Here is a 13,170-nt window from a genome sequence, read left to right on the forward strand (position 1 = left end):
TCCGGCCGGGCCCAGCACGCCGGGTTCCGTACCCGCGGCCGCGCCGGACAGGGCCCCAGCCGCTGCGACCACGCTCCCGACCCCGGGCACTGCGCCCGCCCACTCCGGCCGCTGCGCCCTCGCGCCCCGCAGGCCGCAGCCAGCGCCCCAGCCCCTGCCGACGCCGGGCCGGTCAGCCGCGCTCGGGCAGGGACCGCACGTTCCCGCGTCGCCCGTCTCCGCGACCGGTACGGGAGTAGAAGCGGACGTCCTGCCGGACGCCCCGGCCGGGCCCGCCCTCAACCGACGGCGACGGCGACGGCGGTAGCGGTACCGCCGCTTCCGCTGCGCCCGCGACACCCGGACACAACACCCCTCTGCCCGCCAGGAACTGCTGCCGGCCACCCCCGCCGCTGCGCCTGGTGTTGACGCCCCGCCCGCCGGCAGTGCCCTGGCCACCGACCCGGCCGTGCCTGCCGCCGTTGCTCCCGAGGGCATCGCGGACGGTTCGGGTGCGCCGTCCCGGCCATTGCGCCCGCGACGTCCAGCGCCGTCGGCGACGATGCCGTCGCCGGGCGCCTCGTGCCCGCCGGCCCCACCCCGGCCGCCGGTGTCGACGTCCTCGTCGAGCCGGCCGGGCCTGCGGACGGTGACGCGGCCCGCCCGGTGCACCAGTGTGCCGACCCGGCCGAGAGCATGAAGGTCCATGCCCGTTCAACGGCCCGTCCGCCGCAGGGACACCCCAGACGGCCGCGGCCTTTCCCTCCCGGTGCTCACCGGGCCTTGCCGGGGCCGCCCGGCGGCGTGGTGAGCTGGTCGGCGCCGCACATCTCGCACGCCTGCGCGCCCGGCCGGCGCAGCGCCTCGAATGCCTGGTCGGTGGTGAGGTCCGCGGGGCCCTGGGCGGTGAAGCACGAGGCGTGGTGAAGGACGCTGCGCCGCAGGGCCGGTGTCGTTGTACGGATGGCGCGGGTATGTGATCTTCCAGCGGTCGGAGCCGTCCCCGCGCACCTGCGGCCAGCCCGCCCCCGAGCCCCCGCTGGCCCTGCTCTCGCGCGTCCGGGGTGGTGGTGGGGGAGTGGCAGGGCGGCGGCCGGTGCGGGCGCGGGCGATGGCGGCGGGACGCCGCCGCAGGGGCACGCGCTTGTACGCCTCCGCCTCCTCGGGGACGGGGGCGACGTGGGTGGCGGGGACGGAGACGATGATGTCGGCGGGCTCGGCGGTGTCCTTACCGTGGACGACTGGTGAAGAGGCAGTACTTCGAGCCTGCGCAATTCCTCGCGGCGTGCGGTGCCGCGCCGTTCACGCAGGGGCGCGCGTTCCTCGGTGGCCTGCTGGGTGAACTGCCGGTGGCCGGACGTAGCGCCGGCCTCTCGCAGCAGCCAGCTGCCGCCGCTATCCTCGCGGCCCGGCAGCAGCGGTCCAATTCGTCCTGGGTGAACACGCCAGGCGCGGTCAGGGCGCGCTGAGCGGCCCTTATGCAGACGTTCGTGTCGACGGAGACCCGGGTGAGGGTGTGGTCGTGGTTGTCGGGCTGCTCACCACGCCACGGGGAGTTCGACCATGCCTTGGATGGTGTCGTCCCCGGGCTTGAACGGGATACGGTCCGGTTCGGCCGCCAGCCGCAGCCCTGGCAGCCGTTCGAAGAGGGTGCCGAGTGCGATCTCCACCTCGGCACGGGCCAGGTTCTGGCCCAGGCACTGGTGGATACCGAAGCCGAAGGCCAGGTGGTGCCGGGAGGGCCGGTGCCAGTCCAGGGTGTCGGGCTTTTCGAAGACGGCCTCGTCACGGTTGATCACGGAGGTGGAGAAGATCACCCCGTCGCCAGTGCGGACGGTCACCCCGCCGACCTCGATGTCCTCGGTGGCTACGCGGCGCAGGCCGTCCGCGATCGACAGGAACCGCATCAGCTCTTCCACCGCCGCCGGCATCAGGGAAGGGTCGTTGCGCAGCTCGGCCAGCTGCTCGGGGTGGCTGAGAAGGGTGAACGTACCGAGCGAGATCATGCTGGCTGTGGTTTCGTGCCCCGCGACGAGCAGGGCCGAGACCAGGTCGGCCAGCTCCTGGACATCGATCTCGCCGGTTTCCAGACGCTGGACGATCAGCTCGTCCAGCAGTGCGCCGCCCGGCTTCTCGCGTTTGCGCCCGATGAACTCGTGCAGATAGCCGTTGAGCTGCTCACGGGCGTCGTCCACGTCGGTCGCTTCTGGGCCGCTGTGCAGCCGCCGGGACTGGATCATGAAGAACTCGTGGTCCGCGTACGGGACTCCGAGCACCTCGCAGGTCACCATCGACGCCACCGGCCGAGCGAAGTCGCCGACCAGTTCCGCGCGGGGGCCGGCCGCGATCAATGCGTCGATCAGCCGGTCCACGGTCTCCTGGATCCAGGGGCGCAGGGCCGCGGTGCGCCCCAGCCCGAAGCTCGAGATCAGCATCCGTCGCTGCGTGTTGTGGGCGGGGCCGTCGACGCCGAACAGAGCGGTGTAGCGATCCTGCAAGTCCTGCAAGCGCCTACTGGGGGCGGGGAAGGAGAGGTTCTGGCGGTCGGCGGAGAGCCGGCCGTCGGAGAGCAGGGCGCGCGCCTCGGCGTGCCCGGAGACCATCCACACGGAGCGGCCGTCGAAGAGGGTGACCCGGGAGAGCGGCCGGCCCGTCCGCAGGGGCTCGTAGGCCGTCGGCGGGTGGTAGGGGCAGGTCCGGTCCTGAGGAAAGATAACGGTCTTCTCGGACATGCGGCACCTCTCAGGCGATGGGTCCCGTTTCACCGAGATCCATTACACGCCCAAGAGGAGCAGGTCTGCTCGTTGGGGCGGGTGTGGGACGTGAGGCCGCGTGGCTGGTGTCGGATTGCGGTGTGGGTCCGGCGGAAGCGGAACGCAGGTCGTTCTTCTGCCGCTGAAGCGATCCAACCTCCGATTGGGTGGCGCCTGCACCTTCATCGGATGCGGTGCGTAACCGTGGGGGCGCGGATCGTGACGAATTGCAATTGGGTCGACAGGGCCACAGCGCCCCCGTACACGGATCCGGCCATCCCAACCAGGAGAACGCCATGGACGCAATCAGCAGCCTCACCCAGGCGTGACCTTGCCCGTCAGGCGGCGGGCGACAGCCCAGCGGACGAACGCTGATACGTCGCGGGCCTGGGCGGTGTTGCTGGTCATCCAGACGAGGACCTCCTGGCTGAGGTCGGCAAGCGTGATGGAGTTGTCGTCGAGCCATGTCATGGCCCGTTTCAGGCCGGCTGCTGCCCGAGGCCGGGCCCGCCGGCGGTCGGCCGAGGCGGTACTGCTCCGAGCGCTGCTGCTCGCGTGAGCGGCGGCTCATGCAGCGCATCGACCGCGGCATGGAGCGGCGGGAAGACCGGCTGCCGGCGACGGCTGAGGAGCGCCACCGGCTGCGGGCGGCGGCCTACGTGGTCGCGAGGGAGGCCCGCCGCCTGGCCGCGGCCCTCGGACGCCGAGGCCGCGGAGCCTGACTGGCGTCAGCCGGCATGGCGGGACCAGCCGCGCCCGGACTCCGGCCGGCCCGGTGCCGCGTACACCCGTGCCGCCCTCGATCTGCTGGAGGTGGCTCACGCGGTGGTCGCGGCCGCGGTCGTCGCCGACCGTGCGGCCGGTGACGGCTGGGCCGTGATCGGCGCGGCGCTGGGTGTCAGCGAGGACACCGCGGCACGCCGCTACCGGCGGCCCCGGCCCTGACGGCACACCGGGCCCTGCGTTCCCCGGGGAAAAGCGCGGCGCGTATCGCCTATGCACGCCTATACGTAGGCAAGTTGGCCGTAGAGTGGGTGGGCTTCAGCCCCGGCGGAGCGCCCCGGCCCGGGGCCGAAAGCGAAGTTGTCGAAGAGGGTTCTGTCACCTCTGAGCGGCCGCATTCTCCGTTTATGGGTGACAGGACCTGCGTATGGTGCGGCCGGCTCCTGCCGGGTGGGCGGCCGCCGTTACTGCCCGCGCCCGCGTACCTGCCGTCAGGCGGCCTACCGGGCCCGCGGGCACGCTCGGGCCGCTGTCCCGCCGCGCGTGGCCATGCTCCAGATCAGCGCGCGGCTACAGACTTCTCTCTTCGGCCTGGTCGGGGTGCTGGACGAGGTGCTCCACCAGGAGCGCGCGATGCCCGGTGTGCACTGCGCGGTGGCGGCCGAGTTCGAGGACCTGGTGCGTGAGCTGGTCCGCTGCGCGGTGCTCGCCGACCGGGAGGCCGGCGCCACCTGGGCCGCGATCGGTGAAGGGCTGGGCATCAGCGCGGACGCCGCCCGGCACCGGTACGGCCACGTCCGGTTGATCCGGCCCCTACCCCGCGAGCCGGACGACGAGCCGGAGTCCGACAGTTCGTGACGCCCGGAGCGCCCCCGCCCCCGGCTCTCCCCGGGCACCGGCCGCCGGGGCAGGGCCGGGCGGGAGACTGGGCTGGTGAGCATCCCGAACCCTGCCTCCGGCCCCGCCCTGGGGCGCGGCCGTCGCGCCCTGATCCCCTCCGACGACGACACCGACCAGCTGTCCCCGGCCGCCCGCGCCCGCGCCGCCCTGGCCGCTGTCCAGACCGTGCCCGTCCCGCTGGTGGTCCTCTGGCCGGGGGCCACAGGCCACACAGGCCACACAGGTCGGCCGGGTCGGTGAGGTCGTCCAGGACGACAACCCAGCGCGGCTTGCCCGACTCGGTTCGGGCGCCAGTGCCGTCGGGGACCGGGGCGGCCTGGCCTTTGGGCTGCAGACAGGCCAGGAATGCGCCCGCGGCGGTCTCGGGGTCGGCCGGGTCGGCATCGAGAATGCCGGCGGCAGTCTGGGCGTAGGTGGCGATGACAGCCCAGCGTGTGGTGGCGGAGACCCACACCAGCAGGTCCACCTGGCCGGCCTGCAAGGCGCTGCGGGCGTAGTGGGCGGCCAGCTGCGTCTTGCCGACCCCGCCCATCCCGGTCAGCACCTGCCGCGGCACCTCTGTCCCCTCTCCGCAGGCCAGGGCAGCCTCCAGCGCTTGAGCCGTGCCTCGGTCCTGGAAGCAGCCTGTGGGCTGGGGAAGGATCCCGACCTGATGCGGCCATGACACTGAGTGGCGGGGCGGGGGACGGTAGATGACCTGGTTGATGCGGTACGCGGCCAGGCTCTGCCTATCGGCGCTACTCCGGCGACACGCCCTGACCCGCGGCCCCCCAGCCACCTGCCGTTGGGGGCCACGGCAGGTCCGGCGTCGCAGGGGTCACCGGTCGGGCAGCTAGCGGCGAAGGCTGTCCATCGCTGTCTTCAGGTCTCCAAGCTGGTCACCGAGCACCCGCCTGGGCCAGTCCATGCGCTCCATCCGGGCAGCGACCGCCAGCGACCCGGACGTCTGCGCCAACTCTGCTGCGCCCGCATCGCCCTCCTGCGCCTTCTTGGCCCAGCCCACGGCGAGCCTTTCATACCGCCTTGCGCGCTCCACCGCTTCCTCGTGTGCGGTCATGCAGTCCCTCCCTGTTGATCCCTCTCACCGTTGTACCGACTGCGCCCCACAGGCGGGGCACCTGCACATTTTTGGGCCACCGGGTTGTCCGCAGACCGCAGCTCAGGGCCCACATTTCGCCGCGCTCTGTCCACAGGCCAACGGTTTTACGGTCGGTGTCCGCTTCTGGGTGTGAGGTGCCTGGACGCACTCCGAAAGGGCACGGCCATGGCGCAGACGAAGTTCGACAAGCAGGTGGAGGAGACCACCGAATCCCTCATGTTTGGGATCGTCCGGATCCTGGGCGGCCGCGATCTGGACGGTGTGAAGCGCACCGACGCCACGTTCTGGCGCTCGGGCACCCGGGTCCTGCCGAAGGTGGAGGGCCGCGTACGGCGCCGCTCCTACCGGGCCGGGTGGCAGCGCCTGTCCTTCCACCTGGCACTGGGGGCCGGGGTCACCGAGGACGGCTATCTGCTCAGCCGGGGTCCCGAAGCCACCGCGCGGACCGTCCAGGGCCTTTGGGAGAGCCGGGGCGCCACCCTGGCCGGCCTGGAGACCGGTGGGATCGGCGGGGCCTGTGTTCTGACCGCTGGCAGCGCCGCGTACGTGGTGCTCACCCGCGAGCGCCGCGAGCTGATGCGCGAGTGGGTCGTCCCACTGCACGAGGCCATCGCCGGGCCGCTGGGGATGACGGAGCAGACCGACCCGCGCCGCTACCTCCACATCCCGAAGAACTTCTCCGACGACGACGCGGAGATACGCATCGACCTGTCCCGGAACCTGAAGTTCTCGCGGGACCAGGTCGCCGACCTCATCAACCAGAAGCTCGCCCTGGAGGGCGTACGTTCGCCTGGAACGTCGCCGGGCGCGACACCTACCTGCTGGTGAAGAAGACCCGCAAGCCCCCGTCCAAGGCCGCCTTCAAGGACCCCAAGGTGCGCGACCTGGTGGCAGGCGCCGAGGAGTCCGCTCCCGTCATCGGGATCGGCTCCGGCGGCCGGATCGTTTCCGTCGACCTGGACGCCGACTCCCCACACATCCTGGTCAACGCCTCCACCGGCGGCGGCAAGTCGGTGACGCTGCGCTGCATCGCCTGCCAGATGCTCCACCACGGCTCGCTTGTGTTCGTCCTCGACACCAAGCGGAACTCCCACCCCTGGGCCAACGGCATCGACGGCGTCACCTACTGCCGCGACATCGCCGACATCCACGACCAGCTCATCGAACTCGGCACGGTCGGCCGGCGCCGCACCCGCATCGCCGACGAACTGGGCATCGACACTGACCCGAAAGCCATCGGCCCGCGGATATTGATCCTCCTCGAAGAGGCCAGCGCGATGATGAAGCAGCTGGCCCGCTACTGGGAGAAGATCCGCGAGTCCGGAGACCCGAAGGCCTTTCCGGCTGTCGACGCGCTCAACGAGATCCTCTACATGGGCCGCCAGCTCCGCATGCACGTGCTCCTGGTCGCCCAGTCCGTGACCGCCCGCGCCCTCGGTGGCCCGGAGGTCCGCGAGCAGTTCGCCACCGTGATCCTGGCGCGGGTCAGCGCCGACGTTGGTTATCTGAGGCTATCTGGGATCCTCGCAGGTCAGCGCCAGATGGAGGTTGTAGGCACGTAAGCCACGTGACGAGCAGGGCACCGGCTCGTTGTCCCTGACATGGCGATCCCGGATCTCGGCATCACGCCCTATGGGCAGGACGGCCACGCGAAGATCAAGCTGGAGACCTACGAACGGGCTCGCCCGGACGGCACTGTGGTCACAATCCGCGGGATCCAGATGAGTGCTGGTTCTGTGATGCGCGTCCACCGGCCTACGCCTTCACCGGTGGCTCGGTGGTGATGAACCTCAAGGACACCTTTCTGGGCTGGAGCATGGGTAACCCCGACATCCCGGCCGGTGTGCACAGCCTGCCGCGATCTGATCGAGGCCGACCACTGGGGCAAACTGAACGTCCGAGTCCTGGAGATGGCCCGCGAGTCGGGAGAGAGAGCAGCGCCGCAGCACGCCAAATGCTCCAGACGCCCCGGGCCGACGCGTCCCCGAGGAGTGGATCGCGATCCGCGCCGCACTGTGCAAGCCGGCCCGCGAGCTGTAGCCACGGTTAGGTGTTGCGGCGTCTCGATCGAGACGCCGCAACACCTAACCGTGGTGGCTGCCGGCTGCGGCCCACTCGGTGGCGATGTCGGGCTCGGCCTCGATCTGCTCGGGGTCCGGGTCCGGGGAACAGCACCAGGGGCACGGCCCCAACTCTTGATGGAGGCAGCCGCCTCCGCATCGTGCAGCTCCGCCAGGTCCGCGGCGGTGTGCGCGGTTCCTGCGTAGGCGTTCACGACGTCGATGGCGTCCGCGAGCGCCGCCGGTTCCACTCGGCAGATCGGCTTGTCGGCCGCGCCCTTCAGCAGGGCCTCGGCAACGGCTCCGGGCGGGGGCGGCCGGTAGCCGACGGCGTCGGCCAGGACGTGGCCGTCGGACCTGACGTGCTCCCGGAACAGGGCGCGGGCCACGTCCTCGCCGGGGGTTGCCGCGATGCTCGCCACCGCGACGTACCGCGGTACCACCGTTCGCTGCGGCGCGCCGCGCACGCGCTGACGGACCCGTCCCTGATCCGTGTCGTCTCCGCTCTCCACGGGCTGGTGCCGCTGGAGCAGTGGTTGCGCCCCTACGACGTTACGCTCGGCGACCCACGGGCCGTCACCGGGGAGAAGCTGGCTCGCCATACCGCGCGAGAGGGGCTGGACGACGCGGAGGTGATCTTCCTCGGGGGCCGGGAGTACGCGGAGCTGTTGAGGGGTCCGGGCGGGCAGCGGACACGCCATCAAGAACATCCTGGAGGCCATCAGCACCCCGCTCAGCGTGCATGGCGGCGGCGCCTTCGTCGACGCCAACCCGTTGCAGGGGATCTGGCGGGACGCGAGCACCGCCGGACGACAATGCGGTCTCCACGCCCGCGGGTGGGCATGGAAATCTACGGCAAGCTGCTGCTGGGCATCGAGGAGCGGATCACGCCCTTCGTATGAGACACCGGCCCGGCGCGACGACCATCGCGCCGGGCCCGGCAGTCACGTAGCGGGCACGCCTCACCCCGAACCGGCCGCCCTGCCCCGAGGTGCACACGGCTACGCCGGAACGGAACCTGGCAGCGGAGCTCCGCTGAACTGCGGCACCATTCGAAGAAAGGCCTCAGCAGCACTTGGGGAAGTCCCAAGGCCACCAGTTCGTCCCGAGGTCGGGGCGCGTCTTACTCACGGTGGCGCCGTTGCTGTTCTGGAGAACGATGTGCGTTGCGAATTCGCCCTGCCACTGCGCATCTGTCACGTTGATCTTGCTTGCGGCGCGGCCATTACCGAGAGGATCGGGCATGCCCATGGACACCCATCCGGTCCACTGCTTGCTGACGGTCCAGCGCGTCCACACCGCATAGTCGAGGCCGACGAGGAACTGTTCCTTCTCGCCGTTCGGAAGCTTGTGGTCCGTTACGCCGTAATCACATATGTACTTGCCGCCGCCCCCCGCAGTGCAGGTGTCGGCTGCCTGAGCCGGCGTGACGGCGACGGCCAGTCCTGCCATGGTGGCGAGGGCGACAACGACGGTCTTGAATCTCTTCAACCTGAGCTTCCCGTTCTCTGAATATGTCCCATGCGAGCCAGGGCTCCAGGCCCGGGCTCTGACACTCCGTCAGCCTACCGGCTGCCGGCTAACGGCTCGCTAACGTTGTGCTGACGTCGCCCTGACGCCCCGCTGAGTTCGCTGGCAGCGGCTCGCCCCGATAGCCGGCCCTGCCCAGAGGAGCAGCGCGCACCCGGGCCGTGTCCACGTCGTCCAGGACGGCACCGCCCACCCGGCGCAGGCGCTGCTCATGACCGATGCCGAAGCCGCTGACTGGCTCACCGCCACGGCAGCCGGTGAGATCTGACCCCGAGCCGGACACGCCACGGGCCCCTGGGGATCAGCTGTGACATCCCCGAGGGCCCGCCTGTCGAAAGCGCCGTGCTCAGCGGCGTTTGCTCCACAGAGGAGGGAGCCAGAGGCCCAGGGACGGAAGATCGGTATGACGGCCACCGAATGCGCGCATGGGGCACTGGGGGGCGGGGCGGTGCTGTCCCGGTTCATGGGCTGGGGCGGGTCCGGCCGAGGAGGAGTGGGGCTTCGCCCAGTGGGCCGTCTTCGATCCAGAGGTGGTGGGCGGACAGGATCGTGCGCAGGGCCTGGTTCATGGCGGCCTGCTGCGTGTGGCACAGCTCCGGTGGCAGGTGGCAGGTGGTGGGTGGCGGCCGGGTCCTGCTGCCAGACCGCACGGAGCGTGCCGCGGCTGCCTGGTACGGGGGCCAGGCCCACCTCGGTCTCCTCCCCGTCCGTGGCCGCCTCGGTGTCGTACGTCGCGCCGTCGGTCCCCGTCAGGGACAGTACTTACAGGTCGGGGTGGGCGGCGGCCTCAACGGTAGGCACGCCTCCGTTGCCGACCCCCGCCACGACCGGCAGTCGGTCCCCGCGAGGGATACGGCGTTCCTTCCTCACCCGGCCCAGGATCAGGTCGGTGAGGGAGTCGGCGACGAGTTCGGCGCCGATGCTCTGCTCGTGGTCGACGAGGACGAGTTGCCCGACGTGTCCACGAGGGCCGGGGGTCAGGTCGATTGGCAGCCCGTCCCCGCCGTTGCCGCCGAAGACGATCCAGCGGGGTGAGCCGACCAAACCTTGCACTGCGGCGTCCGGCGGGGTGATGACTGCTTTCGTCTCCGGGAGCGCCCAGTGGGAGTGACGGGCGGCCCCGTCGACGCTGTGCAGGTACTCCAAGGAGGACAGCTCGCAGCCGATCGCCTGGGTGACGCGGTGCGCTGCCTTGTAGTCGTCGGCCCAGTCCTCCCACCGGGCCCGCGTCACGCGGTAGAGCACCTTGACCTCGTCGGGCAGCGTGACGCCGAGGCGCGTCCCGGTGGCGGCGACCTCCTCGTCCGTCGCGCCGATGGAGTCGGGCAACCGCTCGCGCAGTGTCCGCTCCAGCAACTCCAGGTCCGCCGGCGGGGCCGGCGTCGCCTCGGGCGTCGGATCGGGGAGGCGGCGCCAGGGCTCGGGAACGGAGCTGTCGACCAGGACGAGCACTCCCAGGTGCGAGGAGGCGATGGCGGTTCCAATGCAGGGCTGGACGAGATCGATGTGAGCGCGGTCCGTCCGTCCGGCTGAGGCTGGATGTCCGCCGTGAACGTGACGTCTTCGGTCTTGTCGCGCGCCAGCGCATTCTGTACGCGCTCCACCGTGTACCGCTCCGCCGACGACATGCGTCCCCGCAGGCCCAGGCTCCAGCTGTACCGCCCGATGCGTCCCGTAACGCGGATGGAACGGACAGCCTGCATGCCGGGACGGCTGTCCAGCAGGAGCCGCAGCAGAGGTGCCCAGGTCGCGAAGTCGCGCACCCACGGCACAGAGGAGCTCAGATCAACCATGCGCAGACGTACGCGACACTACTGACACTTCGGCCTCATGACGGCGGGCGCCAGCACCAATGAGGGCGCCCGGCGACGGCCTTCGACGCCGAGTCGTCCACCGGCTGCCGACTGGTCTACGGAACGGTCTCGGCTCCCGACCACACGTGGCCCTCGCGCCATTGGGACCCGTCCCAGACCATGACGTGGGCCTGCGCTCCGTAGCGACCGGGTCCGCAGGACGCCGATCCGCCGTAGTCGAAAACGATCGAAGGGCCGTAGGGGCTGCCCAGGTCACCACCCGTCTGGCCGGTGGGGCCGAACTTCCAGTCGGAGCTCCGGCACAGCTGCCACTCGGACCCGTTCCAGCGGAACACATGGACCTGCACGCCGGCCTGGCTGGCCGGCTTGGTGAGCCCGGTGCCACAGCCCTGGGTCAGCGCGTAGGCGTTCCCGTACGCGAGATTGCCGGAGAACACGTTCGGCCGGGCGTGGTCGATGCCCGCGTCGCCCTGGACGCACAAGCCCGGGCCGTTGTACAAGGTGACTCCCCGGGCCCAGGTATAGGCGTGCGCCGACTGCGTCCAGACGGCCGCAAACAGCAGCGCGAAGACCGCGCACAACATGGCTCTCAGCAACGAGCGAATCTTGGTCATGATCTCTCCGTTCCTCGCATGAACCGAGGTCCGGATCCGGCCACTCCCAGCGTTTCACCACGCTTCGACTCGTGCAAACGGGCCGGAACAGCGGCTGAATGCCCGGCCGCCGGTGCATGGGCGGTTGGGGGAGAAGGAGGCGGTGGCGCGTTGAGGAGCTCGGGCATGGTGATCCCTACTTCGGGGATCGTCACCCTCTTGTCCTTGTTGAAGGCTTGGCGGGCGTCCGGTCCTGGTGGAGGCAGGTGTCGTGACTGGTGGTCAGTAAGAGGTGGAAGTCTGGTATGTCCTTGATTGCTGGGGTGTGTCTTTGTGCTCCTGGGGGCGTTTCCGCGTGGTCGTGGTTTGTTCGTCATTGTTGCCGCTGTGCGGACGGCTGGCAGGAGTGCGGACGACTTGTTTGTGTGTCCCGGTGAGTGGTTCCTGGTGCTGATATGGGTGCTACCGCCGCTGATCGCGCTGGGCGCGGTTTGTTTCCGCCGGAGGCTTCCTCGCGGGTGCAACGCAGCCCGAGGGGCTTCAGGATGGGGCCGCCGGCTTTGATCTGCTCGAGACGGGGGAGGGGAGTGAGGAGCGAATGCGGTCACCGGTGCCCTCGCCGATCAGGGATTCCAGGGGTGACGGCTGGCTTGGCCGGGCCCAGGGCGGCTGACTCGGCCTCGGTGGCGCCCGGGCGGAGTGGGTGGTCGCAGTGTTCGGCGGGCAGTTGGTTGGCGGTGAGCATGGTCTGCGGTTCGTGGTGCTGGATCGCGGTCTCGTGGACGCTGTTACCCGGTAAGCGGCTTGTAAGTGGACTGCGGCGCATGGTCGTCACCGTTCGGGTGGGCGCGCCGGCGTACGGGCGCTCGGCCCGAGCGTGTTTCCGGGTCGCGTGTTTCCGCGCTGGGCGTGGGGTACATGTCGGCCCTGCGCGAGTACAGCGTCGGCAGGTGCCAGTGCCGCAGGACGGACCGGGTTGGGTCGATGCCGATGCCGATGCCGATGCCGATGCCGATGCCGAAGCCGGAGGTCCGGGGTGCCAGGGGGGCCTGTGCCGAGGTGGCGGTCGTACGGGCTTATGGCCGGTGCAGGAGGAGTTCTGTGTTCTGGTCCGTCGGTGTTCCGGGGAAGCTCGGGTCGGCGCCCTGGGCGTTGGCTGCGAGCTCCCGGTAGAGGGAGGCGAGGCCGGTCTGTGAGAAGTCGTGGTGGTAGGAGCGGGGCGGGGCCGCTGACTCGATCAGTGTGGTGAACAGGGACAGCGTTCCGTCATGGTTGTCGGTGACTTCGATGACACGGGCGAGCTGAGGGCTGTCGATGTGGGAGGCGGTACAGATCTCCCAGAAGGTGCGGCGTGGGCGAATGCGGTTGCAGTGGCTGTGGCCGTTGATCCAGGCCACGACGTTGTGGTGGCTGCCGAGCAGCCGGAGCAGTTCGGCACCCGAGTGGCGGGTCTCGGCGGGACGGGCCGGATCGGGGGTTTTGTTGTTCATGCTCCAGCTGGGGTGGTGGCTGAAGACCAGCGCGTGCTTGTCCTGGTGCCGGGTCAGGGTCTCGTCGAGCCACGTCAGCTGCCGGTGGCCGATGGACCCGGCCTTGCCGCCGCCGGGATCGGTCGAGTCGAGGCTGATGCCGATGATGCCGTCGGCGATGGGGAAGGCGTAGTAGAGGGTTGCCTGGGTGAGGTTGGCGGGGGTGTAGCCATGGCCGGCGGGCCCGGGG

Annotated in this window: 16 protein-coding genes; 8 read left to right on the forward strand and 8 right to left on the reverse strand. The window is 70.5% G+C overall.

All coding sequences use genetic code 11. The features are described from left to right. Positions 1-752 precede the first annotated feature (752 nt). On the reverse strand, positions 753-1,253 hold the full coding sequence (locus tag AS857_RS42390) for a DUF6233 domain-containing protein (protein WP_420823939.1): 501 nt from the start codon (positions 1,251-1,253) through the stop codon (positions 753-755). Here AS857_RS42390 and AS857_RS42100 point away from each other — a divergent pair. After that, positions 1,224-1,448, forward strand: coding sequence for a hypothetical protein (locus tag AS857_RS42100; protein WP_058043930.1), 225 nt, complete (start codon positions 1,224-1,226; stop codon positions 1,446-1,448). The genes AS857_RS42390 and AS857_RS42100 overlap by 30 nt on opposite strands. Before the next feature lie 69 nt (positions 1,449-1,517). Here the strand turns inward: AS857_RS42100 and AS857_RS17095 are convergent, their stop codons facing one another. Continuing rightward, positions 1,518-2,711 (reverse strand): cytochrome P450, encoded by a 1,194-nt coding sequence (locus tag AS857_RS17095; RefSeq protein WP_058043931.1) that lies wholly within the window; start codon positions 2,709-2,711, stop codon positions 1,518-1,520. A gap of 336 nt (positions 2,712-3,047) precedes the next feature. Beyond that, complete coding sequence (locus AS857_RS40045; protein WP_160330268.1) at positions 3,048-3,203, reverse strand: hypothetical protein; 156 nt, start codon at positions 3,201-3,203, stop codon at positions 3,048-3,050. Here AS857_RS40045 and AS857_RS39625 point away from each other — a divergent pair. The 4 genes from AS857_RS39625 (at position 3,197) to AS857_RS17105 (ending at position 4,595) form a co-directional block, all read left to right on the forward strand. Further along, a complete protein-coding gene (locus AS857_RS39625; protein WP_144440873.1) occupies positions 3,197-3,454 on the forward strand; it encodes a hypothetical protein in 258 nt (85 codons plus the stop codon). The genes AS857_RS40045 and AS857_RS39625 overlap by 7 nt on opposite strands. A gap of 91 nt (positions 3,455-3,545) precedes the next feature. Next, positions 3,546-3,677, forward strand: coding sequence for a hypothetical protein (locus tag AS857_RS41945; RefSeq protein WP_275477364.1), 132 nt, complete (start codon positions 3,546-3,548; stop codon positions 3,675-3,677). 321 nt (positions 3,678-3,998) lie between these two features. Next, the gene (locus AS857_RS17100) at positions 3,999-4,313 is read left to right on the forward strand and encodes a hypothetical protein (RefSeq protein ID WP_058043932.1); all 315 of its coding nucleotides are present in this window, start codon (positions 3,999-4,001) and stop codon (positions 4,311-4,313) included. Positions 4,314-4,388: 75 nt separating this feature from the next. After that, a complete protein-coding gene (locus AS857_RS17105) occupies positions 4,389-4,595 on the forward strand; it encodes a hypothetical protein (protein WP_058043933.1) in 207 nt (68 codons plus the stop codon). Positions 4,596-5,187: 592 nt separating this feature from the next. Here AS857_RS17105 and AS857_RS17110 read toward each other — a convergent pair. Then, complete coding sequence (locus tag AS857_RS17110; protein ID WP_058043934.1) at positions 5,188-5,412, reverse strand: hypothetical protein; 225 nt, start codon at positions 5,410-5,412, stop codon at positions 5,188-5,190. 207 nt (positions 5,413-5,619) lie between these two features. Here AS857_RS17110 and AS857_RS17115 point away from each other — a divergent pair, with 207 nt between their 5' ends. From AS857_RS17115 to AS857_RS17130, 3 genes are all read left to right on the forward strand, one after another. After that, positions 5,620-6,282 (forward strand): hypothetical protein, encoded by a 663-nt coding sequence (locus AS857_RS17115; RefSeq protein WP_058043935.1) that lies wholly within the window; start codon positions 5,620-5,622, stop codon positions 6,280-6,282. Beyond that, positions 6,279-7,016, forward strand: a complete 738-nt coding sequence (locus AS857_RS17120; protein ID WP_058043936.1) for a helicase HerA domain-containing protein — start codon at positions 6,279-6,281, stop codon at positions 7,014-7,016. The genes AS857_RS17115 and AS857_RS17120 overlap by 4 nt, the downstream gene beginning before the upstream one ends. Positions 7,017-7,675: 659 nt before the next feature. After that, on the forward strand, positions 7,676-8,416 hold the full coding sequence (locus tag AS857_RS17130; RefSeq protein WP_058043938.1) for a DUF6884 domain-containing protein: 741 nt from the start codon (positions 7,676-7,678) through the stop codon (positions 8,414-8,416). A gap of 163 nt (positions 8,417-8,579) precedes the next feature. Here AS857_RS17130 and AS857_RS17135 read toward each other — a convergent pair whose 3' ends face one another. From AS857_RS17135 to AS857_RS40050, 4 genes are all read right to left on the reverse strand, one after another. Beyond that, entirely contained in the window at positions 8,580-9,005 is a 426-nt protein-coding gene (locus tag AS857_RS17135; protein ID WP_058043939.1) for a hypothetical protein, read from the reverse strand. A gap of 801 nt (positions 9,006-9,806) precedes the next feature. Continuing rightward, a complete protein-coding gene (locus AS857_RS17140; RefSeq protein ID WP_058043940.1) occupies positions 9,807-10,496 on the reverse strand; it encodes an SMI1/KNR4 family protein in 690 nt (229 codons plus the stop codon). 457 nt (positions 10,497-10,953) lie between these two features. Continuing rightward, positions 10,954-11,472 carry a hypothetical protein gene (locus AS857_RS17145; RefSeq protein WP_058043941.1) on the reverse strand — a complete coding sequence of 173 codons (519 nt, stop codon included), beginning with the start codon at positions 11,470-11,472 and terminating at the stop codon, positions 10,954-10,956. 1,055 nt (positions 11,473-12,527) lie between these two features. Next, a partial coding sequence (locus AS857_RS40050; protein ID WP_476718233.1) for a metallophosphoesterase family protein occupies positions 12,528-13,170 on the reverse strand: 643 nt, incomplete at its 5' end.

Source organism: Streptomyces roseifaciens (assembly GCF_001445655.1).
Classification (GTDB): Bacteria; Actinomycetota; Actinomycetes; order Streptomycetales; family Streptomycetaceae; genus Streptomyces; species Streptomyces aureoversilis.

Excerpts from the sequence above, each read along its gene's own strand:
- AS857_RS40045 (WP_160330268.1), bottom strand. The coding sequence starts at position 3,203 with ATGACATGGCTCGACGACAACTCCATCACGCTTGCCGACCTCAGCCAG.
- AS857_RS17115 (WP_058043935.1), top strand. The coding sequence starts at position 5,620 with ATGGCGCAGACGAAGTTCGACAAGCAGGTGGAGGAGACCACCGAATCC.
- AS857_RS39625 (WP_144440873.1), top strand. The coding sequence starts at position 3,197 with ATGTCATGGCCCGTTTCAGGCCGGCTGCTGCCCGAGGCCGGGCCCGCC.
- AS857_RS17110 (WP_058043934.1), bottom strand. The coding sequence starts at position 5,412 with ATGACCGCACACGAGGAAGCGGTGGAGCGCGCAAGGCGGTATGAAAGG.
- AS857_RS17095 (WP_058043931.1), bottom strand. The coding sequence starts at position 2,711 with ATGTCCGAGAAGACCGTTATCTTTCCTCAGGACCGGACCTGCCCCTAC.
- AS857_RS17145 (WP_058043941.1), bottom strand. The coding sequence starts at position 11,472 with ATGACCAAGATTCGCTCGTTGCTGAGAGCCATGTTGTGCGCGGTCTTC.